At 68.4% G+C, this 22,886-nt stretch carries 25 protein-coding genes; 18 read left to right on the top strand and 7 right to left on the bottom strand.

All coding sequences use genetic code 11. From position 1 onward, the window contains the following. Positions 1 to 233: 233 nt before the first annotated feature. Positions 234 to 833, bottom strand: coding sequence for a TetR/AcrR family transcriptional regulator (locus FXN61_RS13690; protein WP_167973851.1), 600 nt, complete (start codon positions 831 to 833; stop codon positions 234 to 236). Between the two features lie 266 nt (positions 834 to 1,099). On the opposite strand from FXN61_RS13690, the gene FXN61_RS13685 reads away from it, so the two are divergent. The 7 genes from FXN61_RS13685 to FXN61_RS13655 all read left to right on the top strand — a co-directional run bounded on the left by FXN61_RS13685 (position 1,100) and on the right by FXN61_RS13655 (position 4,814). Further along, positions 1,100 to 1,861, top strand: a complete 762-nt coding sequence (locus FXN61_RS13685) for an SDR family NAD(P)-dependent oxidoreductase (RefSeq protein ID WP_312877706.1) — start codon at positions 1,100 to 1,102, stop codon at positions 1,859 to 1,861. Between the two features lie 66 nt (positions 1,862 to 1,927). Then, positions 1,928 to 2,419, top strand: a complete 492-nt coding sequence (locus tag FXN61_RS13680) for a GNAT family N-acetyltransferase (protein WP_167973849.1) — start codon at positions 1,928 to 1,930, stop codon at positions 2,417 to 2,419. Beyond that, on the top strand, positions 2,410 to 3,126 hold the full coding sequence (locus FXN61_RS13675; RefSeq protein WP_167973847.1) for an MBL fold metallo-hydrolase: 717 nt from the start codon (positions 2,410 to 2,412) through the stop codon (positions 3,124 to 3,126). The genes FXN61_RS13680 and FXN61_RS13675 overlap by 10 nt, the downstream gene beginning before the upstream one ends. A gap of 39 nt (positions 3,127 to 3,165) precedes the next feature. After that, positions 3,166 to 3,378: a helix-turn-helix domain-containing protein gene (locus tag FXN61_RS13670; RefSeq protein ID WP_188135019.1), complete on the top strand. Its 213-nt coding sequence runs from the start codon at positions 3,166 to 3,168 to the stop codon at positions 3,376 to 3,378. Then, a complete protein-coding gene (locus tag FXN61_RS13665; RefSeq protein WP_167973843.1) occupies positions 3,375 to 3,827 on the top strand; it encodes a Clp protease N-terminal domain-containing protein in 453 nt (150 codons plus the stop codon). The genes FXN61_RS13670 and FXN61_RS13665 overlap by 4 nt, the downstream gene beginning before the upstream one ends. After that, entirely contained in the window at positions 3,824 to 4,438 is a 615-nt protein-coding gene (locus FXN61_RS13660) for a DUF998 domain-containing protein (RefSeq protein ID WP_167973841.1), read from the top strand. Before FXN61_RS13665 ends, FXN61_RS13660 begins: the two co-directional genes overlap by 4 nt. 19 nt (positions 4,439 to 4,457) lie before the next feature. Beyond that, positions 4,458 to 4,814, top strand: coding sequence for a nucleotidyl cyclase domain-containing protein (locus tag FXN61_RS13655; RefSeq protein ID WP_167973839.1), 357 nt, complete (start codon positions 4,458 to 4,460; stop codon positions 4,812 to 4,814). Between the two features lie 87 nt (positions 4,815 to 4,901). Here FXN61_RS13655 and FXN61_RS13650 read toward each other — a convergent pair whose 3' ends face one another. The 4 genes from FXN61_RS13650 to FXN61_RS13640 form a co-directional block, all read right to left on the bottom strand. Next, positions 4,902 to 6,512 (bottom strand): hypothetical protein, encoded by a 1,611-nt coding sequence (locus tag FXN61_RS13650; RefSeq protein ID WP_312877709.1) that lies wholly within the window; start codon positions 6,510 to 6,512, stop codon positions 4,902 to 4,904. Further along, the gene (locus tag FXN61_RS55285; protein WP_312877705.1) at positions 6,448 to 7,923 is read right to left on the bottom strand and encodes a chaplin family protein; all 1,476 of its coding nucleotides are present in this window, start codon (positions 7,921 to 7,923) and stop codon (positions 6,448 to 6,450) included. The genes FXN61_RS13650 and FXN61_RS55285 overlap by 65 nt, the downstream gene beginning before the upstream one ends. Positions 7,924 to 8,111: 188 nt before the next feature. Then, on the bottom strand, positions 8,112 to 8,870 hold the full coding sequence (locus FXN61_RS13645) for a hypothetical protein (RefSeq protein ID WP_167973837.1): 759 nt from the start codon (positions 8,868 to 8,870) through the stop codon (positions 8,112 to 8,114). Between the two features lie 196 nt (positions 8,871 to 9,066). After that, positions 9,067 to 11,244 (bottom strand): translocation/assembly module TamB domain-containing protein, encoded by a 2,178-nt coding sequence (locus FXN61_RS13640; RefSeq protein ID WP_312877704.1) that lies wholly within the window; start codon positions 11,242 to 11,244, stop codon positions 9,067 to 9,069. A gap of 79 nt (positions 11,245 to 11,323) precedes the next feature. Between FXN61_RS13640 and FXN61_RS13635 the strand changes: the two genes are divergently transcribed. Then, positions 11,324 to 12,475: an AI-2E family transporter gene (locus tag FXN61_RS13635; protein ID WP_167973836.1), complete on the top strand. Its 1,152-nt coding sequence runs from the start codon at positions 11,324 to 11,326 to the stop codon at positions 12,473 to 12,475. On the opposite strand, the gene FXN61_RS13630 is transcribed toward FXN61_RS13635, so the two are convergent. Next, positions 12,472 to 13,668, bottom strand: coding sequence for a GGDEF domain-containing protein (locus FXN61_RS13630; RefSeq protein ID WP_167973835.1), 1,197 nt, complete (start codon positions 13,666 to 13,668; stop codon positions 12,472 to 12,474). The genes FXN61_RS13635 and FXN61_RS13630 overlap by 4 nt on opposite strands. Before the next feature lie 141 nt (positions 13,669 to 13,809). On the opposite strand from FXN61_RS13630, the gene macS reads away from it, so the two are divergent. The 10 genes from macS (at position 13,810) to FXN61_RS13580 (ending at position 21,956) form a co-directional block, all read left to right on the top strand. Continuing rightward, positions 13,810 to 14,970 (top strand): MacS family sensor histidine kinase, encoded by a 1,161-nt coding sequence (gene macS, locus FXN61_RS13625; protein ID WP_312877702.1) that lies wholly within the window; start codon positions 13,810 to 13,812, stop codon positions 14,968 to 14,970. Next, positions 14,967 to 15,629: a response regulator gene (locus FXN61_RS13620; protein ID WP_167973834.1), complete on the top strand. Its 663-nt coding sequence runs from the start codon at positions 14,967 to 14,969 to the stop codon at positions 15,627 to 15,629. Before macS ends, FXN61_RS13620 begins: the two co-directional genes overlap by 4 nt. After that, positions 15,626 to 16,159: a DUF1707 SHOCT-like domain-containing protein gene (locus FXN61_RS13615; protein WP_167973833.1), complete on the top strand. Its 534-nt coding sequence runs from the start codon at positions 15,626 to 15,628 to the stop codon at positions 16,157 to 16,159. The genes FXN61_RS13620 and FXN61_RS13615 overlap by 4 nt, the downstream gene beginning before the upstream one ends. Before the next feature lie 90 nt (positions 16,160 to 16,249). After that, positions 16,250 to 17,281, top strand: coding sequence for an L-threonine 3-dehydrogenase (tdh, locus tag FXN61_RS13610; RefSeq protein ID WP_167973832.1), 1,032 nt, complete (start codon positions 16,250 to 16,252; stop codon positions 17,279 to 17,281). Beyond that, the gene (locus FXN61_RS13605; RefSeq protein WP_167973831.1) at positions 17,281 to 18,459 is read left to right on the top strand and encodes a glycine C-acetyltransferase; all 1,179 of its coding nucleotides are present in this window, start codon (positions 17,281 to 17,283) and stop codon (positions 18,457 to 18,459) included. The genes tdh and FXN61_RS13605 overlap by 1 nt, the downstream gene beginning before the upstream one ends. Positions 18,460 to 18,506: 47 nt before the next feature. Continuing rightward, positions 18,507 to 19,004: an RNA polymerase sigma factor gene (locus FXN61_RS13600; RefSeq protein ID WP_223165420.1), complete on the top strand. Its 498-nt coding sequence runs from the start codon at positions 18,507 to 18,509 to the stop codon at positions 19,002 to 19,004. Beyond that, entirely contained in the window at positions 18,989 to 20,002 is a 1,014-nt protein-coding gene (locus FXN61_RS13595; protein ID WP_167973830.1) for a hypothetical protein, read from the top strand. Before FXN61_RS13600 ends, FXN61_RS13595 begins: the two co-directional genes overlap by 16 nt. Continuing rightward, entirely contained in the window at positions 19,999 to 20,853 is an 855-nt protein-coding gene (locus FXN61_RS13590) for a LysR family transcriptional regulator (RefSeq protein ID WP_167973829.1), read from the top strand. The genes FXN61_RS13595 and FXN61_RS13590 overlap by 4 nt, the downstream gene beginning before the upstream one ends. Before the next feature lie 91 nt (positions 20,854 to 20,944). Further along, on the top strand, positions 20,945 to 21,772 hold the full coding sequence (locus FXN61_RS13585) for a helix-turn-helix domain-containing protein (protein ID WP_167973828.1): 828 nt from the start codon (positions 20,945 to 20,947) through the stop codon (positions 21,770 to 21,772). Positions 21,773 to 21,785: 13 nt separating this feature from the next. Further along, positions 21,786 to 21,956 carry a DUF397 domain-containing protein gene (locus FXN61_RS13580; RefSeq protein ID WP_167973827.1) on the top strand — a complete coding sequence of 57 codons (171 nt, stop codon included), beginning with the start codon at positions 21,786 to 21,788 and terminating at the stop codon, positions 21,954 to 21,956. On the opposite strand, the gene FXN61_RS13575 is transcribed toward FXN61_RS13580, so the two are convergent. Then, on the bottom strand, positions 21,939 to 22,883 hold the full coding sequence (locus FXN61_RS13575; RefSeq protein ID WP_167973826.1) for a phosphotransferase family protein: 945 nt from the start codon (positions 22,881 to 22,883) through the stop codon (positions 21,939 to 21,941). The genes FXN61_RS13580 and FXN61_RS13575 overlap by 18 nt on opposite strands. Positions 22,884 to 22,886: the final 3 nt, after the last annotated feature.

Raw genomic sequence — 22,886 nt, 5'->3', positions numbered from 1 at the left:
CACCGGTGTCAGGTGAGGGCGACCGTGTCCGCCGGCACATGGCACGAGGTGGGAGTGGGCCGCTCACCCAGGCGGAACGCGGCAGGAGGAACACCCATGAGGCGGCGGAACTCGCCGATCACGGGTCTAGCTGCAACTCGACAACCTCGACGCACGCGACGGCGGCCAATCACGCGGACGGATGGCCCGACTCGCCTGATGACGGACATCAACCTGTCACGCGTGGCGAGTTCCTACGGGCGTGGCTGGAGGCCGCGCAGTGCCGTGTCCACGACCTGGTCCACGTATTCGTGAGTGAGCGGGCCGGTGCGTTGGAGCCACCGATTGAGGATCGGCCCGAACAGCATGTCGATGGCCACCTCGAGTTCGACGTCCTCAGCCAGTTGCCCTGCGCGCTGAGCGGCGCGTAGGCGTTCCTTCTTCAGCTCCCGCATCGGCCTGTCCAGGCGCAACACGTAGTCGGCGGCCAGAATCGGGTCGTTGACGATCTCGACGTGCATGGCACGCATGGCCTGGTCGTAGCGCGGGTCGTCGAGTTCGTCGACCGTGGCCCGAAGGACCAGCTTCAGGTCGGCCGCCAGGTCACCGGTGTCGGGTAGTGCCGCGGCCTCGCCCTCGCCTGCGAGCGTGAGGAACGCGTCGAAGAGCAGCGAGCCCTTCGACGACCACCATCGGTAGATCGTCTGCTTGCCAACTCCGGCGGCGTGGGCAATCCCTTCGATGCTGAGCTTCGTGTACCCAACCTCCCCGACCAGGTCGATCGCGGCGGCGAGGATGGCTCGGCGCGCGGTCTCGCTGCGGCGGCTGGGATCCGGGGCGACCTTGGTGGACACGGGAGCAATCTAGCAAAGATGAGACGAGACGGTCCGTCTTGACAGGCGGGGCACCTTCGAGCCAAGCTACTGCCACAACGAGACGAGACGGTCCGTCTTGACAGGACGGGCTCGTTCAAGGCAAGCTATCGCCACAACGAGACGGTACGGTTCGTCTCGCCACCGGAAGGAACGCATGGAAACCTCAGCTGCATCCCGCGTCTGGTTCATCACCGGAGCCAGCCGTGGCCTCGGCCGCGCTTTCACCGAGGCGGCGCTCGCCGCCGGTGACCAGGTCGTCGGCGCGGCCCGCGACGTCTCGCCGCTCCGACGACCTCGCCGCCCAGCATCCGGGGCGTCTGCTGGCACTGCGTCTGGACGTCACCGATCGTTCGGCGGTGTTCGACGTCGTCGACCAGGCGGTGGGGCACTTCGGCCGGCTCGACGTCGTTGTCAACAACGCCGGGGCGCTGTTCGCCGGCATGGTGGAGGAGTTCAGCGAAGCCGAGGCACGCGCCCAGATGGAGGTCAACTTCTTCGGCGCGCTGTGGGTCAGTCAGGCTGTCATGCCGCGGCTGCGGGCCAACGGCAGCGGGCACATCCTGCAGATCTCCAGCATCGGCGCACTCAGCGGGTTCACCAGCACCGGGCTCTACAGCGCCAGCAAGTTCGCGCTGGAGGGCATGAGCGAGGCGCTCGCCGCCGAGGCCGCGCAGTTCGGTGTCAAGGTCACCATCGTTCAGCCGGGTGGTTACTGGACCGACCTCTACACCAGCAGCAGGGCTACCAGCCCGAATCCTGCCTACGACCCGCTTCGCGCGGAGCTGGAAAAGCAGTGGGCGGAAGGGTCGATCGACAGCGAACCTCGTCTGGCCGCCGAAGCGGTGATGACCTTGGTCGCTAGCGACGATCCTCCACTGCGGCTCCTGCTCGGAAGCATGGTCTACGACCTCGCCTTCGACATCTCCCGGCGACGCATGGACACCTGGGCCGGCTGGGAACAGACCAGCCGCGCCGCGGAGAAGGCCGTCCCGGCTCCGAACGCCTGACCGATCTGATCGCCTTGCCGCAGAATCGGCGGGCACCTCCGCGAGACGATGGAGAATCCACTGGTCATGCAAGATCGACATGTTGAAGGCGATGCGCTGATCAGGCCGGCCGAGCGCGGGGATGTTCCCGCCCTCGTCCGTCTGCGCCTGGCCAACGCCGAACGGCACGTCCAGCTCGCGCCGGACCTGTTCCGCGTTCCCGACGTGTCGGTCGTGCGGCGGCACTTCGAGGATGTCGTGGGGCACGCGCTGATCTCGGTCGCCGAGCTGGACGGCGAGGTCGTGGGCATGGCGGAGGTGGTCCTCCTGCCGGAGCCTCCCGACCACCAGATCCTGGTGCCCCGCCGGGCGGCCGACGTCCACACGGTGGTCCTGGACGAACATCGCGGCCGGGGTGTCGGCGCGGCTTTGGTCGCGGCGGCCCAACGAGTGGCCGCCAGCCGTGGCGTCTCGATCATCTACGCCAACATCTTCGCGGCGAACGAGGACGCTGTTGCCTTCTACTCCGCGGCTGGCTTCGGACCGCGGGGAATTCTGCTGAGCAAGCCATGGAGCTGACGGTTCTCGGCAGCTGCGGCGCCTATCCGGAACCGGGCCGCGCGTGCAGCGGCTTCGCGGTGGAGGAGTCCGGCTACCGGCTCGTCCTCGACCTGGGTTACGGCACGTTGCCGCGGCTTCTGGAGCTGTGGCCGTCGGGCCCGGACGCCGTCGCGATCACCCACGAGCACCCCGATCACTGCGCTGACCTGCACGGCTTGTTCCGCATGTACCACTACGGCCGACGTGGACGCCTGCCGTTGTACTGCCCGCCGGGCGTGCTGGACCGGTTGCAGGGCCTCGAACCCGAGGTGTCCCTGCTCGAGGTCTTCGACGTCTTCGAGCTGCCGGGCGCGTGGGAAGCCGGGCCCTTCAAACTGACCGGCGTCGACCTGCCGCATTTCGTACCGAACGCGGGCGTTCGTCTGGAGGCTTCACGCGTGCTCGCCTACACCGGCGACACCGGACCTTCGCCTGCCCTGGCTTCGCTGGGGCGTGACGCCGACCTGTTCATCGTCGAGGCCACCGACCGGCCCGGCGACACCTCTGATCTGTTGATGACGTCTGCCGCCGCCGGTTCGTGGGCCGAACAGGCGGGCGCTCGTCGCCTGATGCTCACCCACTTCTGGCCGGGCAACGACCGCCTCGCCGCCGTGACCGCAGCTGGCGAGTCGTTCTCCGGCGAGATCTTCACTGCCTCTGAAGGTGATGTTTACGCACTTGACTGACGTCAGTCCACGTTGACGACGAGCGCTTGTCAGCCTAGCCTGACAAGCGTGGACGAACTCACACGTCAGATCAACTCGGTCGACCCCGCCGTCGGCCTGCGTGCCGTCGGGGCGCTGCGACGCCTCGCCGAACAGGTCGAGGCGACTTCCGTGGCCCGCGCCAGAGAGCAGGGCTGGTCGTGGGAGCAGATCGGCGACGCGCTGGGAATGTCCCGCCAGTCGGTGCACGCCAAGTACAGGGGGACACCATGAAGCACCTCGCCAGGCAGGTCCGCGCCCGCGTGATCATGGCCGCGCAGGCGGAGGCCCAACGCCGAGGCGACCGCCGCCTCTCCACCGAACACCTGCTCCTCGGCCTGCTGCACGAACCGGCCGCCGTCACAGTGCTGGGCGTCCGACCTGCCCGCGCCAGACGCAGGCCTCGACGCCCTCGCCGCGCCGCTCTCGCTGCGATCGGCATCAACACCGGCGAGTTCGCGGCGACCGTCGTGCCTGCCGCGACGAAGCGCCCGCCCCTGACCACTGCGGCTCGCGCCACCCTGCTCCGAGCGGTCAAGCCGGCCCCGCGCGCCAAGGCGGTCCACCCGACCGCCGAACAGTTCGTCCTTGCCCTGCTCGCCAACAACCGCCCGGACCCGGCCGCCGACCTGCTGGCCCACCTCGGCGTCGACACCGATGCCGTGCGCGGACGTCTGTCATGAACCGGCTGGCGCTCTGCGGCGTGATCGCGGGGCCGCTCTTCGTCCTGACGTTCCTGATCAACGGCACTGTCGTCGCCGGCTACTCGCCCCTGCGCCACCCGGTCAGCTCGCTGCAGCTGGCGAGCTGGGTCCAGTCCGCGAACTTCATCGTGGCGGGCGCGCTCGTGGTGGCGTTCGCCGTCGGCACTCGCTTGGGTTTCTGGGGTTCGCTGTTCATCGGCATGGTGGGCCTGGGCCTGGTGGGTTCCGGCATCTTCACGACCGACCCGGTCAGCGGCTATCCGCCAGGAAGCCCGACCGTGTCCGAGTACACCTGGCACGGTCTGGTGCACGACCTGTTCGCCATACCGACGTTCGTGGGCTGGCCCATCGCCTGCTTCGTTCTGGCCCGCCGCTTCCGCCCGTGGTACTCGATCGCGTCGGGCGTGGCGTTCACGGTCATGTTCGTCCTGACCAACGCTGCGTTCGCACAAACGCCGGGCCTGGTGGAGTTCGGCGGCCTCTTCCAACGCCTGACCATCATCATCGGCTTCACCTGGCTCACCCTCTTGGCCCTGCACCTCACCCCTGCGGGGGCTCTTCGGCGCGGCAATGCTGGTCAACCGGCCTGACCTCGGCTAGACACGATTCGTGCTGCACGACCCGCTCACGGGCCTGCCCGGACACGCGCTGCTGCTCGACCGCCTGGAGCAGTCGCTGATCCGTGCGCGCACGCGCGGCACGCTCGTGACGCTGGTCCTGATCAGAGACCCGGACTCTGTGCTGAACGCGGCCAAGGTGCTGCGCGCGGGTCTGCGTCCGGACTTCACCGTCGCCCGGTACCGCGACACGGTTCTGGCTGTGCTGGCCGAGCACGACTTCGGCGACGGCTCGCCGATCTCGTCGCTGATCAGGCAGCTGGTCGGGGAGAGCCCGCAGATCCACTGGGTGACGAGCGACGGCGACACGGCTCCGGAAGACGTGATCTCGACGGCAGAAAGCCGCTGACGCAAGACAGCACTGAGCCCCGGCGACACCGTCGTGTCGCCGGGGCTCAGCTTCTTACCGGAGGAGGGTGTTACAACTTGCGGGGTGTTACAGCGAGCCGGTCACGCGCTCGAACACGTTGACCGGGTCGATCAGGGCGAGCGCCGGAGCGTTCATCGGGAGCGCGCGCTCCTCGGCCTGCGGAGCCAGGCCCTGGGTCGGGTTCAGGTTCAGACCCGAGACGGAGGCCGGGCCGTCGAGCGGCAGCGCGGGCAGCGAGCGCTCGGTCGGCAGGGCGGGCAGCTGCACCGGCAGGGCCGGGGCGGTGATCGGGAGGGACGGAACGGCCGGCAGCGAACGCTCGGTGGCGCCCGCCGGGATCAGGCCCTTCGCGGCCTCCAGCACCTGGCCCAGGGGCAGGCCCTGGACGTTCGGCGTGATGCCGGCCGTGCCACCGTTCAGCGGCACGTTGGAGCGCTCCTGCGCCACACCGGGCAGCGCCGGGGCGGGCAGCTGGCCGGTCATCGCGGCCAGGTCGGCCGGGTTGGGCAGCGTGTTCAGCGGCAGCTTGTCGATGCCGTTGATGCTGTCGATGCCGTGGAACGCCGGAACCTCGTCGGCCTTCATCAGGCTGTCCACGCCCTTGGGGAGCTGGATGCCCTTGAGCTGCGTGGCACGCAGGGTGCCACTGTCTTCGCCGGTGAGCTGGGTGTCGTCGCTCGTGCCCTGCGTGGTCGCCTGGCCGACGACCTCCACGGGGATGCGCGCGACCTTGGCGGCAGCCTCGACCGGGACGGACATGTCGCGGGCGGTCAGCGGGCCGCTGCCGTCCGTCTGCCCGTCGCCGCCGGCCTGGGTGTGCGACACCTTCTCGGTGACGGTGTTCGCCTGGCCCGCAGCCGCGATCGCGTCCGCGTACACGCCGGCAACGGCGGTGGCGGGGACGTTGATCAGGTTGCCGGAGACCGACGCGTCCTCAGCCGAGGAGGTGTCGTTGCCACCCGCCACGACGTTGGTGTCGGTCAGCGTGTCGGAGTTGGTGATGCCTGCTGCCGAGACCGAGTTGCCGGGCACCGGCACGAACGGAGCGGCCTGCGCACCGATCAGGTTGGCCGGAGACCGAGCCACCGTCACCGTTGCTGGTGCCATCGCCACCGGCGACCGAGTCGAGGTCGTTGGTGGCAGCGGCGTCGACGTTGCTGCCGCCGCCGACGGCCAGCCGGCGACCTGCGTGCCGGACGAGACCGGGGTCGAGACGACGTTGCCGGCGATCGAGCCGTCCTCACCGGTGGTGAGAGCGTCGCCGCCCGCCTTCATGTCGGTGGCGTTGTCGCCCGTGGACGTGTTGTTGCCGACCGCGGTGACGCCGTTGCCGAAGACCTGAGCCGGCATCGAGGTCGGAACCTGGACGATGTTGCCGGAAACCGAGCTCTTCTTGCCGTACGCCTTCGGGTCGCTGCCCGCGACGACGGAGGTGTCGTTCGACGAGTCGGACGCGGTGTTGCCCACGAGGCCCGCGGTGGTCCCGAAGACCTGTGCCGCAGCGGCGGTGGGCGTGGTCACGACGTTGCTCGAGACCGTGCCGCGGTCGTCGATCGAGTTCGGCTGACCGCTGGAACGGATGTCCTTGGTCTCGTCCGCCGAGCCGGTGGCGCTACCGACGAGCGTGGCGGCCACACCGTAGGCCTCGACCGGAACGGCGACCGGGGTCTGCGCCACGTTGCCGGAGCCGACCGAGTCGTTGCCGACCGTGCCCTGGTAACCCGCGGTCGTCGACTTGACGTCGTTCTCGCAGGTGCCGGCAGCCTGGCCGCCGGCGGAGGCACCGTTGCCGCACAGGTCCACGGCCGTGGCCGGGGGAACGTCGGCGATGTTGCCGGACAGGACGGACTTGTCGCCCAGCGTGTAGGTCTCGCCACCGGCGTTCGACGTCGCGTCGTTCGCGTGGTCGGTGAGCGCGTTGCCGACGACCGCCGCACCGTTGCCGCCAGCGGCGACGGGGAGCCGAGATGGGCGCGCCCGCGACGTTGCCGGACCCCGTGGAACCCGTGCCGTTGGTGTGCTTCGTGCCACCGGCGTTCGAGTCGTTGGTCGTGTCGCTCGTCGCGGACGAGTTGCCACCCGCGGCGGCCGAGTTGTCGTCGACCGTGATCGGGCCGGCGAGGGCGGGCTCGACGACGTTGCCGGCCAGCGTGGCCGGGTCGCCGTCGGTGTTGGTGTCGCCACCGGCGTAAGCCGCACCGGTCTGGACCGAGTCGGTGGTGGCGTTGGCCGCACCGGCGACCGCGTTGCCGTTCACCTCGAACAGCGGAGACAGCGGGATCGGCACGGCGTTGCCGGAGATCGAGCTGTTGCGGCCGCTGGTGTTGACGTCGCCCTCGGAGGAGGCGAACGTGTCGGCGGTGGACGTCGCCTCGGCGATGCCGACCGCACCCACACCGTTGCCGGTGATCTGAACCGGCGTCGCGCCCTGCTCGGCCACGACGTTGCCGGAGACAGCGCCCTTGTCACCGTTGGTGGTGATGGGGCCGCCGGTCGTCGAGACCTGCTCGGCCGTCGTGTTCGTGGCGGCGTTGCCACCCGCCGCGATCGCGTTGCCGGTCAGCTGGACCGGGAGCACGTGGTTGACGGCAACGACGTTGCCGGCGAGCGCCTGGCCTTCGCCGTCGGTGACGATGGTGCCGTCGCGGTGGGTTGCCTGCGAGCAGTCGCCGGCCGCCTCGGCGTTGCCGAGGACCGCGATCGCGTTACCGCAGACGTGGACCGGCACATCGACGTGCGCCTGAACCGTGTTGCCGCGGAACAGGCCCTGCGCGGCGGTGCCCTGCACGCGGTCGGCGGCCTGCCTGATCAGCGGGTGCGCGACCGGTGCGGCCGTGCGGACGGGCACCGCGCTGGTGACGCGGTCCGTGCTGATCGTGCGGTCGATCTTGGGGACGTTCAGGTTCTTGGCGGGGGTACCCAGATTGTTCTGGTCCACCTTCACCGGAACCGAAACACCCGCGTCAACGGGCGACGGTGCTGCGTCGGGGTTGACGTTCTCCTGGGCAGAAGCGATGCCCGTACCGAGCATCAGCAAACCACCAGTGACAAACGCGGACTGAATTCCGCGCTTCGCCCAGGTCTGCATTGGGTCTCCTTCCAAATGTCCCGTCTCAGCGACGGGGGCTCTAGGGGTGGGGCCGGGACGCGCAGGGGAGGGCGCGTCATCACCGGGGGAGTCGCACGCGGTGATCGACCGGAAGGAGCGCAAGAAAAAGCGCGACGGTCGACTTCCGGACAGCCGGGGAGGTGGCTGCCGCGGACCGCGCGCTGAAATCAGTCGGGGTTGATACCGGGCTGCTTGCCCGGCGTCACGGTCACCTCGTCGGTGGACGGCGCGAGAGCGCGCGTCACCGAGGTGCCGTTGGCGTTGCCGGACGCAGCGAAGGCAGCGGTCTTGCTGCCGTTCGCAGAACCAGAACCGTCGGAGCACGAAGTGCACTGCACCGGCGCGGGGGCCGGGACGGGCAGCTTCGGGAACGGGTTGCTGGGCAGGGACGGACGCTGTTCGGACGGCACGACGAAGTCGTTGTGCTGCAACAGGTCCGTCCACGAAGCACCGGACGGGCCGGTGAACTGCGAGACCACCGGGGCCGGCGACTGTCCGGCATCGGCGGGGGGAGCCGGGATCTCCGGGAACGTCACGTCCATCGACCGCGCCGTGGCGGGGGCTGAGGACTGACCGGTCCTGGTGATCTGCGGCAGGATCCGCTCGGCGATCTGCTCGACCGCCTTGGAGACCTGCACGTCCGGCAGAGCGGCGCGAGCCTTCTGCTGCTCGGCGCGCAACGTGTCGTCGATCTTGTGCACTGCCGTGGCAGCGGGGACGACGGCCGGCAGCTTCTCGTCAACAGAGACGATCTTGGTGACGACGTCGAACTGCTGCACGTCTTCAGCGGCGTCCGCCGATGACGTGGTCAGCACCCAGGCAACGGCCGTACCCGCGATCGCTCCGCCAACAGCGAGCAGCGCTCGGGTGGCGAACCGGCGGATGCCGTTCGCTCCCGTCTTCGCTCGCAGATCAGCGGAGAACAACGCAGGTAACCTCGCTACTCGGTGGCGCTCAAGGGATTCGCCGACGATCAACGTGATCAAGTCGACGTGGTGAACAGTGCCAGTCGCACCACCCAGAACGCACGCTCACAGCGCCCGGTTAACTACATCGTGTGACGGACACAGCGTGCAAGTCAATCTCACACGCTGTGATCACCGCACGTCGCCATGCTCAAGATCAAACGCGCTTGAGCACCCGAGCCGCACCGGCCGCGGCGGTCGACGCGAGCACCCACCCCACGGCGACGAGCAGACCGGAGATCCACTGCGATGCGCCGGTGAACTGCCATTTCCCGTCGTGACCGAAGTCGACGATGGGCAGCAGCAGGTCGAGGGAGAGGAGCCAGGCGTTCCACACCGGGTCCTCGTCCTTGTTGAGCTTGATCATCGGGTGCCAGTTGAACCACAACGCGCCGCCCAGCCAGAACACGCCGAGCCAGCAGATCGCGAGCCACGGCCGGTAGCCGTAGCCGACCGTCCACCGCTGCACGGCGCCCCAGACCCGGCCGGCCCTGCCGAGCTCGGAGTAGCGGCGGCGTTGCTTCTCCAGCTGGACCTTCTGCGCGAGCTCCTCCTCACCGCCCTGTTGGTAGACGGCGGCGAGCTGCTCGTACGGTCCGGGCGCGAAGTCCGGCTGCACCTTGAGCAGCCACCGCAGCCGGGTTTCGACCGGAACATCGGGATCAGCGGTGATGCCGGCGAACTCGAAGTCGTCGACGGCGACGCCGCCTTCCGCGTCCCACAGGCCGGGGCCGTCGGTGACCGACACCGCCTTCAGCCTGCTCAGCACGACCTTGCCCTTGGGCTGCTGGCCCTCGGGGATGTGCAGGCGGAACTGGTGCACGGTGAGGCCGTACGCGTTGAGCGCGATGTCCGCGGAGGTCGAGCCGAGGTGCGAGTCGCTGAACGTCGCCATCTTGCCGACCTCGCCCAGCCGGATCCGCACACCGCCGACCGCGGTGAACCCGCGGCTGCACAGGAGGTCCTTGCCGATCGTGATGGCGCGCGCGTCGAGTGACGGCTTCTGCGTGCCGTTCGCCCGGAGTCGCGGAAGGGTGAGTTCGGCGCCGGACATGTCGAGGGTGGAGCCGATGTTCGCGTTCTGCAGCCGGATCGAGCCCTTGGCCTTCAGGTCGCGGAGGAAGAGGGTCCCGCCGATCTCCAGGCGGTCGGCGAACAGCACGTCGATGCCCGGCCCGTGCAGCGACACCCCGGACATGCTGGCGCTGCCCATGATGTTCGCGTTCGACAGCCGTACCTGGCCGTAGGTCTGCAGCGGCAACGACCGGGTGCCCGCGCCGTTGACCGCGCTACGGGCCTCGACGTCGCCGCGGACCTGCATGCCGTCCGCGTGCAGGGCGACGGGGATGCGGTTGGTGATGTCGCCGGCGAGCTCCTCCGCGACGTCGCGCGGCCCGATCACCGCGCCGGACAACCGCAGGTATCCGCCGATGCTCGCGTTCGGCAGCCGGACCGTGCCGGTGCTGGTGAAGCCGTCGTCCAGCTCGACGTTGCCCTCGACCCGGATGCGGTCGGCCACCAGCGTCGCCGCCTCGTCCGCCGACCCGTGCGGCAGGACCAGCACCTGACTGTCGACGTGGTGGGTGGAGTGCAGGCGGGCGCCGGTGAACTCGAGGTTCCCGCCGACGCGCGCACCGTCGAACAGCACCCGGCCCTCCGCCGTGAAGCGGCCGCCATCGGCGTTGCAGAAGACGTTGCCCGCGACGACGATGCCGGACGCCTCCAGCGCGTCCTGCCCGGTGTTGATCAGCCGCGCACCGCCGAGGTGGACGCTGCCGCCGATCGCCGCGCCTCGCAGGCGCACCTCTCCCTGGGCCCGCATCGCGATGGCCTGGATGGATCCGCTCACCCGCAGGCGGGCGCCGAGGAGCGCGTGGTTCGTGTCGCTCCTCAAGACCGCGCCTGCCAGCCGGAGCGTGCCGTCGACGGCGGCGTCGGTGAGGTCGACGGTGCCGGTGCAGGTGAAGCCGGCTTCGAGGACCAGGTCGCTGAACACACGGAGGTTGCGGCCCTGGAGTCCCGGGACGCGGGTGCCGCGGAGTCTCAGTCCGATGAGGCGGGCCATGCGGAGGTCGAGCGACTCCTCGAACCTGCAGTGGGTGAGGTCGATGACCCGCGTGACGCGGGTGCCCTCCAGCTCGAACTTGCCGGTGACTCTGGCGTTTCGCAGCCGCAGCGCGGGCAAACCCTTGCGCGGAACGCGGTACATGCCGGTGAGCAATCCGGTGAGCACTTCACCGCGGACGCTCTGTCCGGTCAGATCGATCTCGGTGCCGCCCGCATAGGCCCCGGCGACCTGGCGTTCGAGATCGGTCAAGTCTTCCGGCTTGATCACTATCGCCCTCCCCTGACGAATCGGATCATCCCTATCAGCTTCCGGCTTTACCAGGGGCTGAACAGTTAACGTGAGGCACGTGAGCGCACCGGAATCGGAGATCAGCAGTCGCGTTCCGCTGCTGCTACGGGTAAGTGCCGCGCTGAGCTGGCGGTTCGTCGTTGTGGTGGCCGCGTTGTACGTGGTCGCGTACGTGTTCGGCTTTCTCGCCTCGATCGTGATCCCCGTCGCAATCGCGCTGCTGCTCGCCGCGTTGCTGTCGCCCGGCGTCACGAAGCTCGTCGAGTGGCGGGTCCCGCGCGGCGTGGCGACGACTGTGATGATGATCATCGGCATCGGTGTGCTCGGCGGCGTGCTGACGTTCGTGATCAGCGAGTTCTCCCGGGGTCTTCCCGAACTGCAGACACAGGTGGGGGCATCGCTCGACACGATCCAGCAGTGGCTGAAGGACGGGCCCGCGCACCTGTCCGACGCGCAGCTGCAGAACTACCTCAACGAGATCGTGAAGACGATCAAGGAGAACCAGGCCGAGATCACCTCCGGTGCGCTGACCACCGCCGCGACTGTCGGCGAGGCGCTGACCGGGCTGCTGCTGGCTCTGTTCACGCTCATCTTCTTCTTGCACGACGGCGACGGCATCTGGCGGTTCGTGATCCGTGCGGTGCCTCGCGACGTGCGCCAGCGTGTCGACGTGGCCGGTCGTCGCGGGTTCGGCTCTCTCGTTTCTTATGTGCGCGCAACGGCCGTTGTCGCGATCGTGGACGCCGTGGGTGTCGGCATCGGACTCGCGATCATCGGCGTGCCGCTGGTGGTGCCGTTGTCGGCGTTGGTGTTCCTCGGTGCGTTCATCCCGATCATCGGTGCGGTGTTCACGGGTGCCGTGGCGGTGTTGATCGCGTTGGTGACCAACGGGCCGATCGCGGCACTGGTCGTGCTCGCTGTGCTCATCGGCGTGATGCAGCTGGAGTCGCACGTGCTGCAGCCGCTGCTGCTGGGACGGGCAGTCAAGCTGCACCCGCTGGCGGTGGTTCTGGCGATCGCGGGCGGGTTGGTCACGGGCGGGATCGCCGGGGCGTTGCTCGCGGTGCCGTTGCTGGCGGTGCTGAACTCCGGGATCCGGTCGCTGCTGTCGGACGCGGACGCGGAGCAGAACCCGGAGAAGGTGGACGTGCTGAATCCACAGGACACTGCGCCGAAGGACGACACGAGCGAGCGGGTCAAGGACCTCTAGGCCATCGACACGAGGTTGCGGCCGTACGCCTTGGCCGCCAGCAACGCCGCATCCGCCGCCACCAACAGATCCGGCAGCTCGTAGCCGAACCGGGTCGTGGTGGCCACGCCGATCGACACGGTCAGCCCGCGCAGCTCGTGCGGCTTCCCATCGGTCGCCATCGTCGGCACCCGAAGTGCGGCCACGGCCTTGCGCACGCGTTCCGCGACCGACTCGGCTTCGTCAGGCGTGGCCTCGGGGAGCAGCACGACGAACTCCTCGCCACCGAACCGGCCGACGAGATCGCCACGACGAACGGTTCCGCGCAGCAGCAGGGAAATGGCGGCCAGAGCGGCGTCGCCCGCGAGGTGGCCGACCTCGTCGTTGACCTTCTTGAAGTGGTCGAGGTCGAGGAGCATCACGGCCATGGGACGAGTGCGGCCGGAGCCCTTGGTCAGTTCGTAGCGGGCGCGGCTGTCCCAATGCACGGCGTTGGCGAGACCGGTCTTGGCGTCACGCTGGGCCGAGCGGCGCCACTGCGGGAGCTGGGCGGCTCGTTCCAGCAGGGCCAGGGGCGGGCCGGCGATCAGGGCATGGATGGCGTTGGACTCCGCCACGCAGCCCATGAGGCCGCCGATCGACACCGCGACGATGCCCAGGACGACGTCGATGGGTTCGCCGACGTTCTCCTCGAAGGTCGCGGACGGGTTGCGCAGCTTCAAGCCGAACGCGATCAGGGCTGCCCGGAGAATCAGCAGGACGGCCGCGCCGAGCACCATGATCAGCAAACTGGCGTGCGGGTTCGACCAGCCGAGCAGGTAACGGGTGGCGAAGACGGCGAGCGTCGTGGCGCTGAGCGTGTAGATCCAGCGGTACGTCTCGGGGCGTTGCGCCAGCAGGCAGTGCAGCGCCGGGCCGAAGAGCAGCAGGACCATCAGGTTCGGGGGCAGGGCGAGGATGCCGGCCGTCAGATAGGACAGGTGGGCTGCCCACGGGTTGCGCTCGGTCTCGCCGAGGCGGTGGCTGTAGATGGAGCTGCCGATGATCACGGCGCCCGCGGTGCCCGCGATGGCGGCGAACCTGCCGATTTCGGACGGTGACGGGGTGGCCGTGGAGACGATCACGTAGGTGACGGTGGCCAGTGCGGCGAGGTCGATGATCAACCAGTAACAGAGCGCGGGCCTCCGCAAACTCCACACCGGCCAGTCCCGCACCTGTATTGCCCTCCCCCCAACCGGGAGCGCTGCCCCGAACCCGGAGAGCGTCGCACATTCCTCCGTTCGGCAGAAGACGGCCACCTGGGGGTTAGCCAGCACACGTTCACGCGGCAGGATGGTGTCCGAAAGGAGCACAGCGTGCGCAAATTGCCTGCCGAACGTGTGACGAAGGTGATCGACGACCCCGCCACGCCGCTGTGGCGCGGGACGATTGCGCTACGCATAGTCACATTCCTGTTCGCGGCGGCGAACGTGATCGCGAACCAATCCGGTTACATCCGGCCGTGGCTCGCGTGGACCACGCTCGGGGTGATGGCGCTGTGGTCCGTCTTCACCAGCCGCGCCTACAGCACGACGTGGGGCAGGCGCTGGCCGATCGTGCTGGTCGACCTGGCCCTGACCTGCGGGCTCATGTCGTTGTCGCCCCTGATCATGTCGGACCACCAGCTGCTGACCCTGAACGTTCCGCTGATCACCACGATCTGGGCCTGCGTGCCCGCGGTCGCGCTCGGCGCGCTCGGCGGGTCGTTCGCGGGCTTCGCGGGCGGGATGGCCGTCGGCCTCTTCACCTACCTGTCGAAGGGCGTGCCGAGCCTCGACCTGCTGCGCGACGTGGTGCTGCTCGCCGGCGCCGGCATGGTCGTCGGCATGGCCTCGGCCACCGCACGGCGTTCGGCGGTGCGGCTCGCCCAGGCGTTGCGCACGGAAGCGGCGACGGCGGAACGCGAACGGCTCGCGCGCTCGATCCACGACAGCGTGCTGCAGGTCCTCGCCCGCGTGCGCAAGCGCGGCATGGAGGTCGGCGGCGAGGCAGCGGAACTGGCGAAGCTCGCAGGCGAGCAGGAGGTCGCGCTGCGGAACCTCGTGGCCGCCGCACCCACCGACTCCACTGTGGATGGAGAGATCGACCTGCGACCCGGCCTGCAGCTCCTCGCCACGCCGAGGATCCAGGTGTCCACACCGGCCACCCAGGTCATGCTCGCCGCACCGGCCGCGGGCGAGCTCACGTCGCTCGTCCGCGAAGCACTGTCCAACGTGGACAAGCACGCCGGCGAGGACGCGCGGGCCTGGGTGCTGCTCGAAGACCTCGGGGAAGAAATCGTGTTGAGTGTCCGGGACGATGGTCCCGGCATCCCGGAAGGACGGATGGAGTCCGCTGCCGCGGAAGGCAGGATGGGCATCGAGAAGTCGATCAAAGGCCGGGTGGAATCGCTGGGCGGCACGCTGGAGCTCCAGACCGGGCCGGGGGAGGGCACGGAATGGGAGGTTCGGGTGTTCAGGAAGGGGGCGGCAAGATGACGGTCTCGGTGATGGTCGTGGACGACCATCCGATGTGGCGCGAGGGCGTCGCACGTGACTTGGCGGAGCGCGGCTTCGAGATCGTGGCGACGGCCGGTGATGCCGCCTCTGCCGTGCGCATCGCGAAGGCCGTGCGCCCCAACGTGGTGCTGATGGACCTCAACCTGGGCGAGCTCTCCGGTGTCGACGCCACCCTGATGATCACCGGCGAGCTGCCCGAGACGCGCGTGCTGGTGCTGTCCGCGTCCGGCGAGCACGACGACGTGCTGCAGGCCGTGAAGGCGGGCGCGTCGGGCTACCTGGTGAAGTCGGCGTCCGCGGACGAGCTGGTCGAGGCCGTGTCCAGGACCGCGGCCGGTGACGCCGTGTTCACCGCGGGCCTCGCGGGTCTGGTCCTGGGCGAGTACCGGCGGATGGCCGCCGCGCCCGACGACTCGGACGAGAAGCCTCAGCTCACCGATCGGGAGACCGAGGTGCTGCGGCTGGTGGCGAAGGGCCTGACCGCACGCCAGATCGCGAACCGCCTGGTGATCTCCCACCGCACGGTCGAGAACCACGTCCAATCGACATTGCGCAAACTGCAACTGCACAACCGGGTGGAGCTAGCGCGTTATGCCATCGAGCACGGTCTCGACAGCGAACCGGAGGCAGGGAAATGACAGACCCCAGAGAGTTACGCGTGTCCGACGCGGAACGTGAGCACGTCGTCAGCCTGCTGAACAAGGCGGTCGGCCGCGGCATGATCACGCTCGACGAGTTCACCGCCCGCACTGACACCGCGTTGGCCGCCGTGACCAGGTCTGATCTGAACGGCGTGCTGGTCGACCTGCCGGGCATGATCAACAACGAGCTGGCCCACGCGCGCACCGAGCTGAAGAACACGATGGGCACCACCGTCCGCAAGGGCAACTGGGTCGTGCCGCGCGAGCTGGTCATCCGCAACACGCTCGGCTCGACCAACCTCGACTTCACCGCCGCCGACGTGCCGCCGGTCGTCGACATCGATCTCGACGTGTCGCTGGGTTCGGTGAAACTCCTGCTGCCCCCTGGTTCGTCGGTCAACATCGACGCCGTGGAGATCACCGCAGGCGAGCTGAAGGACAAGGTCCACAACGCGGTCGGCCGCCCGCACTTCCAGCTCAAGGGCGCGGTGCGCGGCGGATCTGTGGTGATCAAGCGGAAGCGCTGATCGCGGTACGTTCACCAATACAGCTGAACTGCACAAGGACTTCAGAAAGTCCCGATGGACTGCACAAGCGGGTGGGGTGACACTTCCCGCATGAAGGCTCTCGTCAAGGTCGCCGCTGGGCCTGGCCTCGAACTGACCGACGTCCCCGACCCCACGCCGGGTCCGACCGACGTCGTGGTGAAAGTGCTGCGCACCGGCATCTGCGGCACCGATCTGCACATCGACTCGTGGGACGACTGGGCCGCGCAGAACATCAAGGCGCCGCTGGTACTGGGCCACGAGTTCGTCGGCGAGGTCGTCGAGGTCGGCGGCTCGGTGACCGGCGTCAAAACCGGCGACCTGGTCAGCGGCGAGGGCCACCTCGTGTGCGGGACGTGCCGCAACTGCAAGGCGGGGCGCCGCCACCTGTGCGCCAACACGCGTGGTCTCGGCGTGCACTCCAACGGCGCGTTCGCGCAGTACGTCGTGCTGCCCGAGCAGAACGCGTGGGTGCACCGCGCACCCGTCGACCTCGACGTGGCCGCGATCTTCGACCCGTTCGGCAACGCCGTGCACACCGCGCTGAGCTTCCCGGTCATCGGCGAGGACGTGATCATCACGGGTGCCGGGCCGATCGGGATCATGGCCGCCGCCGTCGCGAAGCACGCGGGCGCGCGCAACGTCGTGATCACCGACATCTCTGAGCACCGGCTGGACCTGGCGCGCAAGGTCGGCGTCGACCTCGCCGTCAACGTCGCCGAGAAGACGATCGCCCAGGCGCAGGAAGAGCTCGGCATGGCCGAGGGCTTCGACGTCGGCATGGAGATGTCCGGCAAGCCGGTCGCGCTGCGGGACATGATCACGAACATGGCGCACGGCGGTCGCATCGCGATGCTGGGACTGCCCGCGGAGGAGTTCCCCGTCGACTGGAGCAGCGTCGTGCTGAAGATGCTGCACATCAAGGGGATCTACGGCCGCGAGATGTTCGAGACCTGGTACTCGATGACCGTGCTGCTGCAGCGCGGCCTCGACCTCGCACCGGTGATCACGCACCGGTACGACCACACGCAGCACGCGGAGGCGTTCGCCACCGCGCGCGAAGGCAAGTGCGGCAAGGTCATCCTCGACTGGACGGGAGCCTGATGTACGGCGAGCTCAAGAACGATCTCCGCAAGACGATCGAGGAGATCAGGGAGGCCGGGCTCTACAAGGCCGAACGCGTGATCGGCACCCCGCAGAACGCCGCCGTCCGGGTCGGCCAGGGCGACGAGGTGCTGAACTTCTGCGCCAACAACTACCTGGGGCTCGCCGACCACCCGCGCCTGATCGAGGCCGCCAAGAACGCCCTCGACCAGTGGGGCTTCGGCATGGCCTCCGTGCGGTTCATCTGCGGCACCCAGGAGCCGCACAAGGAACTCGAACGCAAGCTGAGCGAGTTCCTCGGCACCGAGGACACGATCCTCTACAGCTCGTGCTTCGACGCGAACGGCGGCCTGTTCGAGACGCTGCTCGGCGCAGAGGACGCGATCATCTCCGACGAGCTGAACCACGCGTCGATCATCGACGGCGTGCGCCTGTCGAAGGCCCGGCGCTACCGCTACAAGAACCGCGACATGGACGACCTCGAGCGCCAGCTCAAGGACTCCGCAGACGCGCGCTACCGGCTCATCGCGACCGACGGCGTGTTCTCGATGGACGGCTACCTCGCGCCGCTGGACGAGATCTGCAACCTGGCCGAGCGCTACAACGCGCTGGTCATGGTCGACGACTCGCACGCGGTCGGCTTCACCGGCTCGACCGGACGCGGCACGCCCGAGCTCTTCGGCGTGCAGGACCGCGTCGACATCGTGACCGGCACGCTCGGTAAGGCGCTGGGCGGTGCGTCCGGCGGTTACACGTCCGGTCGCGCGGAGATCGTCGAGCTGCTACGTCAGCGGTCCCGGCCGTACCTGTTCTCGAACTCCCTCGCGCCGTCGATCACCGCCGCCGCGATCGCCACGCTGGACATGCTGTCGAGCTCCTCCGAGCTGCTGACCCAGCTCAGGGAGAACACCGAGCTGTTCCGCCGGCGCATGACGGAGGAGGGCTTCGACCTGCTGCCCGGCGAGCACCCGATCATCCCGGTGATGATCGGCGACGCGGCCGAGGCGGCCAGGCTGGCCGATCTGCTGCTGGAGCAGGGCATCTACGTGATCGGCTTCTCGTACCCGGTGGTGCCGCACGGCAAGGCGCGGATCCGCACACAGATGTCGGCCGCGCACACCACGGAGGACGTGAACCGGGCGGTCGACGCGTTCGTCGCCGCTCGCGCCAAGATGTGACCCGCATCACGCCACAGTAAGAATCGGCACGGTCGGCGCACTACCTCGTGAAGAGGGAGGGGGCGATCGTGGAGGACTTCTCGGCTGTCTACCGGGAGTGCTACCCGCGCGTGCTCGCCTATGCCGCGAGCCACGCCGGTGCGCAACGAGCGGAGGACATCACCAGCGAGACCTTCACGATCGCCTGGCGCAAGCTCGACCAGATGCCGTCGAACGCCCTGCCCTGGCTGCTCGGCATCACGCGCAATCTCGTGCGCACGGCCCGTCGGCAGGTGTGGCACGACGAGCTCGCCGACGTGCCGGCCACAGACGACTTCGCGCAGGTGGTGGAGTTGCGAGCGGCGCTGGCGAGTCTGTCGGAAGCCGATCAGGAAGTGCTCACGCTGGTCGCGTGGCACGGGCTGACGCCGGTCGAGGCCGCACAGGTGCTCGGCTGCACCACGGCGACGTTCTTCGTGCGACTGCACCGCGCTCGACGACGGTTGCGCGCCGCTCTCTCGACACCGAACTTCGACCGTGCGAGGGAGTCATGGAAGACCTCTTGAAGGACCTGGCTCAGGCCAAGCCACCCACGCCCGAGGTCGACCACGACCGGATGGAACGCGACCTGGCGCGCATCCTCTCGACGCCACGGCTACGGCCCGCCAGGTCGCAGTTCCTCAGGCGATTCGCGCCCTTGCTGGTCGTGGCTGCGGTGATCGTGGTCGCGGTCATCGCGCTGCCCTCGCCCAGCCAGCCCGTGCGCCCCGCCGCGCCTCCGCAGTGGTGGCGCGTGCTGACACAGCACTGGTCGCTGATGGTCGTCGGCGAACCGGCGAACCCTTACGTCGTGCGGTTCAACTCCACGACCGACCAGTGGGTGGCCGCCGACAGCCAGATCAGCGTCGTGCAGAAGGACGGCGACGTGGCGCCCTTTTCGCTGGACGACGACAACAAGTGGACCGCAGCGGGCAAGCCGACGACGGCGCCTCAAGTCGGTGGAAACTACTCGGTGCGCATTGGCCCGATGAAGCCTGCGGTGCAGAAGACCAACATCGCCGGGTTCCAGATGTCCGCCCACAGCAAGGTGCGTTTCGACTCGATCGACACACTGCCCGCAGACCCGGTGGAACTGAAGAAAGTGCTGGAGACCATCGCCGGGAAGGACACCTACCAGACCGCGATGCTCGCGATGGGGATGATGCTCTCGAACGGGAGCTGGGAACGACGGCAGGCGCTGTTCGACCTGCTCGAGCAACTCGACGGGGTGCGGTTCCTCGGCCAGGTGAACCTGCGCAACGGCCGCTCTGGCATCGGCGTGGCGATCTCCGCGCCGTCGACGTTCCAGTTCTCGGGCGTCGAGACCCAGCTGGTGATCAACCCGGAGACCGGCATGCCGATCGTCAAACGGGACGTCCTCACGACACCGCAGCACGGCCTGTCCGCGAACATGTCCATCTCGGAGGAGGAGTACCTCCTTCTGGAGAAGACGACCATCGATCCGATCCTGCCGCCCGATGTCGCCGTGAACGGCGAAGTGGAATCCCCCATCATTGAGCGGTGATCGACCCACGACGACTCCGGGTGCTACGCGCGCTCGCCGACCACGGCACGGTGACGGCCGCGGCCGCCGCGCTGCACCTCACGCCGTCAGCGGTGTCGCAGCAGCTAGTTGCTCTGGAGTCCGAGGCAGGACATCCGTTGCTGCTGCGCAAGGGCCGCCGGGTCTCGCTGACCCCTGCCGGTGAACTGCTCGTCGCACACGCCCATGTCGTTGCGGCGGAACTGGAGCGCGCACAGGCCACTTTGGACGCTCTCGCCTCCGGTTCGGCGGGCCGGGTGGCGGTGGCGGCGTTCGCGTCGGCGATCACACAGGTCGTGGCTCCCGCACTGGCGGCGTTGAAGGAGCGGTCGATCGAGCTGTCCGTGCGCGACGCCGAGGGGCACGAGAGCGTGCGGTTGTTGCTGGACGGCGAGATCGACGTGGCGATCACCGAGGAACACCGGACCACGGACCGCTTCACGCGATTCCCGCTCTACACCGAGCCTTTTGACGTCGTGCTGCCGCCAGGACACGCGCTGAGCGGCGGGCCGGTCGAGCTGGCCGCGCTGGCGGACGAGGACTGGGTGGTGACGCTGCCCGGCAACCCGCTGCGGGACGTCGTGGAGATGGCGTGCGCTCAGGCCGGGTTCACGCCACGGATCCGGCACACGTCTGACGACTTCCGCGCGATCGAGGCCTTGGTCGCAGCGGGTGCAGGGGTGGCGTTGGCGCCCCGGAACGCGGTGCCTGGCATTCCGGTGACCGGTGTGGCGCCGTTGCGACGAGTGGTGGCGGCTGTGCGCCGAGGCTCAGAAGACCATCCGTTGATTCGCATCGTGCTTGATGAGCTGCACTTAGTGGCACAAAGGTAGGACTTGTACCGGCTCCAAAAACTACTTCCTTCAGGGAGATTCGGGCGGAAACGATGGAGCGAAGGGGAATCGGACTTCTAGCTTCTTTGCCATGCCACGACGAAAGTCCAGTGTGGTGGGACGCGAGTTCGGCGAAGGCCTCCGCAAAGCCATCGAGCAGACCAAGCTGACCCACCGCAAGCTTGCCGAGGAACTCGGCTGGGACGAAGCCAAGCTCTCCGACCTGGTGCGAGGCAAGGGCGGCGTCACCGATGCCGAACTGACGCTGCTGCTCGGCTTCTGCCGCGTCAAGCCACCAGAGGTCCAGCACCTGCTCGCCCTGTACCGCGAGACGCGCGAAAGCGGCTATCTGAAGATTCCCGAGGACGGGCCGCCGGACCAGGTTCCCCTTCTCCTCAACCAGGAGCGTCTCGCCAACGAGATCACTGTTTGGTCCGCGAATCTCATCCCGGGCCATCTCCAGACCACTGACTACATGCGTGCCGTCATTGACGGAGCGGCCCGCAAGTCGATCGACTACGAGAAAGTCATCGCTGCGAAGCTCGAACGCCGCAAGCTTTTCCACTGGAGCCGCACGTTCGTGTTCTACATCCACGAACAGGCTCTGCGCCTACCGGTAGGTGGGCCGGAGGTGATGAAGGATCAGTACATCCACCTTTTGACGATGGCACAGCGTTCCTACATCACCCTGCGAGTCGTGCCCACCGCCATCGGCGCGCACGCGGGTACATCCGGATCGTTCCTTCAGCTCGGCTACGAGAAGTTCGACCCGGTCATCTTCCTGGAGGGCAAGACCTCCGGTCTCTTTCTCGAAGACACGAGATCGCTCGCGGTCTACTCCTCCGTGCTGAAGCTGCTCGACGATCAAGCCTTGGATCCGGAAGAATCGAATGCGCTGATCACCAGCATCCTGATCTGAGGAGGCGTTCCGCATGTCGGCCTGGCGCAAGAGCTCCTACAGCGAAGACTCGAGCGACTGCGTCGAGATCGGTCGTGGCGTCGGCGTCCGGGACAGCAAGGCGCCGGCCACGCACCTGCCGGTGTCGGCCAAGGCGTGGTCGGCGTTCCTCGGTGCGGTGAAGGATCTACCCGAGTTCCCGTAGCCGGGCGAGGGCGTCGGCGTGGAAGTCACGGCAGAACGCGAGGTGGTTCGCGTCGTCGTAGCCGCGCGGGCCGCACTCGATGATGAGCAACAGGCTCAGGTAGAGCTGGTACAGGGCCAGGCGGTGCCGGAACGCGGGCGTGAAGTCGAGGACACCGCCCGCCTCGACGTACCCGCGGACGAGATCACTGTCGGGGCCGGTGTCGCCGCCGAACGCCAGTGAGACCAGTTCGGCGGCCGGGTCACCCCAGAACGCCCGCTCGTGGTCGATGAGTCCGACGATGCGCGAGCCGTCGATGAAGATGTTGCCCGGCCACAGATCGAAGTGGATCAGGGCAGGTGTGGTGACCTCGTCGAGAGCGTCACCGCCCTTGAGGACCAGGCCGCGGATCTCGGCGGGCGTCGCACTCAGGTCGGAATGCCACCGTTCGGCGTCGTCGAGGAGCGCGTCGACCATGGCGATGAAGGCCGTCTTCCAGTCCGGTGCGGACAGCGCCGACTCCGCAGCCGGATAGCCGAACTCCTCCGAGGTCAGGGTGTGCAGACGTGCGGTGACCGCGCCGAGTTCGCGGCGCAACGCCCGTTGGGTGTCCTCGGGCAGGTCAATGGCCTTGTCCCACGGAGTGCCCTCCAGCAGGGAGATCGCGAGGAACTCCGGGCCTGCGCGGAGGAGCTCGGGCGCCGGAACGTCCGGTAGCGCCGCGATCCGCCGGTAGACCATGGCCTCCGTCGCCATGATGCCGCGCTCGTAACGCAGGACCTGGACGTCGGCCGGTGGCGCGAGTTTGACGACGGCGGCCCGGCCGTCGTCGAGCACGACGCGGTAGGCCGTGTTGAACCAGCCGTCGGTCAACTCCGCTTCCAGCCGACATCCGACCAAGGCGTCGAGTTCCTCCGGAGACAGGCGGCGCTTGGTGTGACTCTGCACCTG

The organism is Lentzea indica (genome assembly GCF_012184385.1).
In the GTDB taxonomy this organism is placed as follows: domain Bacteria; phylum Actinomycetota; class Actinomycetes; order Mycobacteriales; family Pseudonocardiaceae; genus Lentzea; species Lentzea indica.
This window is presented reverse-complemented; position numbering and strand designations above follow the sequence as displayed.

Bases quoted from the DNA above. Each gene is read 5' to 3' on its own strand.
- FXN61_RS13660 (WP_167973841.1), top strand. From the start codon at position 3,824: ATGAACCGGCTGGCGCTCTGCGGCGTGATCGCGGGGCCGCTCTTCGTC.
- tdh (WP_167973832.1), top strand. From the start codon at position 16,250: ATGAAGGCTCTCGTCAAGGTCGCCGCTGGGCCTGGCCTCGAACTGACC.
- FXN61_RS55285 (WP_312877705.1), bottom strand. From the start codon at position 7,923: ATGCAGACCTGGGCGAAGCGCGGAATTCAGTCCGCGTTTGTCACTGGT.
- FXN61_RS13680 (WP_167973849.1), top strand. From the start codon at position 1,928: ATGCAAGATCGACATGTTGAAGGCGATGCGCTGATCAGGCCGGCCGAG.
- FXN61_RS13585 (WP_167973828.1), top strand. From the start codon at position 20,945: ATGCCACGACGAAAGTCCAGTGTGGTGGGACGCGAGTTCGGCGAAGGC.
- FXN61_RS13605 (WP_167973831.1), top strand. From the start codon at position 17,281: ATGTACGGCGAGCTCAAGAACGATCTCCGCAAGACGATCGAGGAGATC.
- FXN61_RS13615 (WP_167973833.1), top strand. From the start codon at position 15,626: ATGACAGACCCCAGAGAGTTACGCGTGTCCGACGCGGAACGTGAGCAC.
- FXN61_RS13620 (WP_167973834.1), top strand. From the start codon at position 14,967: ATGACGGTCTCGGTGATGGTCGTGGACGACCATCCGATGTGGCGCGAG.
- FXN61_RS13665 (WP_167973843.1), top strand. From the start codon at position 3,375: ATGAAGCACCTCGCCAGGCAGGTCCGCGCCCGCGTGATCATGGCCGCG.
- FXN61_RS13580 (WP_167973827.1), top strand. From the start codon at position 21,786: ATGTCGGCCTGGCGCAAGAGCTCCTACAGCGAAGACTCGAGCGACTGC.
- FXN61_RS13595 (WP_167973830.1), top strand. From the start codon at position 18,989: ATGGAAGACCTCTTGAAGGACCTGGCTCAGGCCAAGCCACCCACGCCC.
- FXN61_RS13675 (WP_167973847.1), top strand. From the start codon at position 2,410: ATGGAGCTGACGGTTCTCGGCAGCTGCGGCGCCTATCCGGAACCGGGC.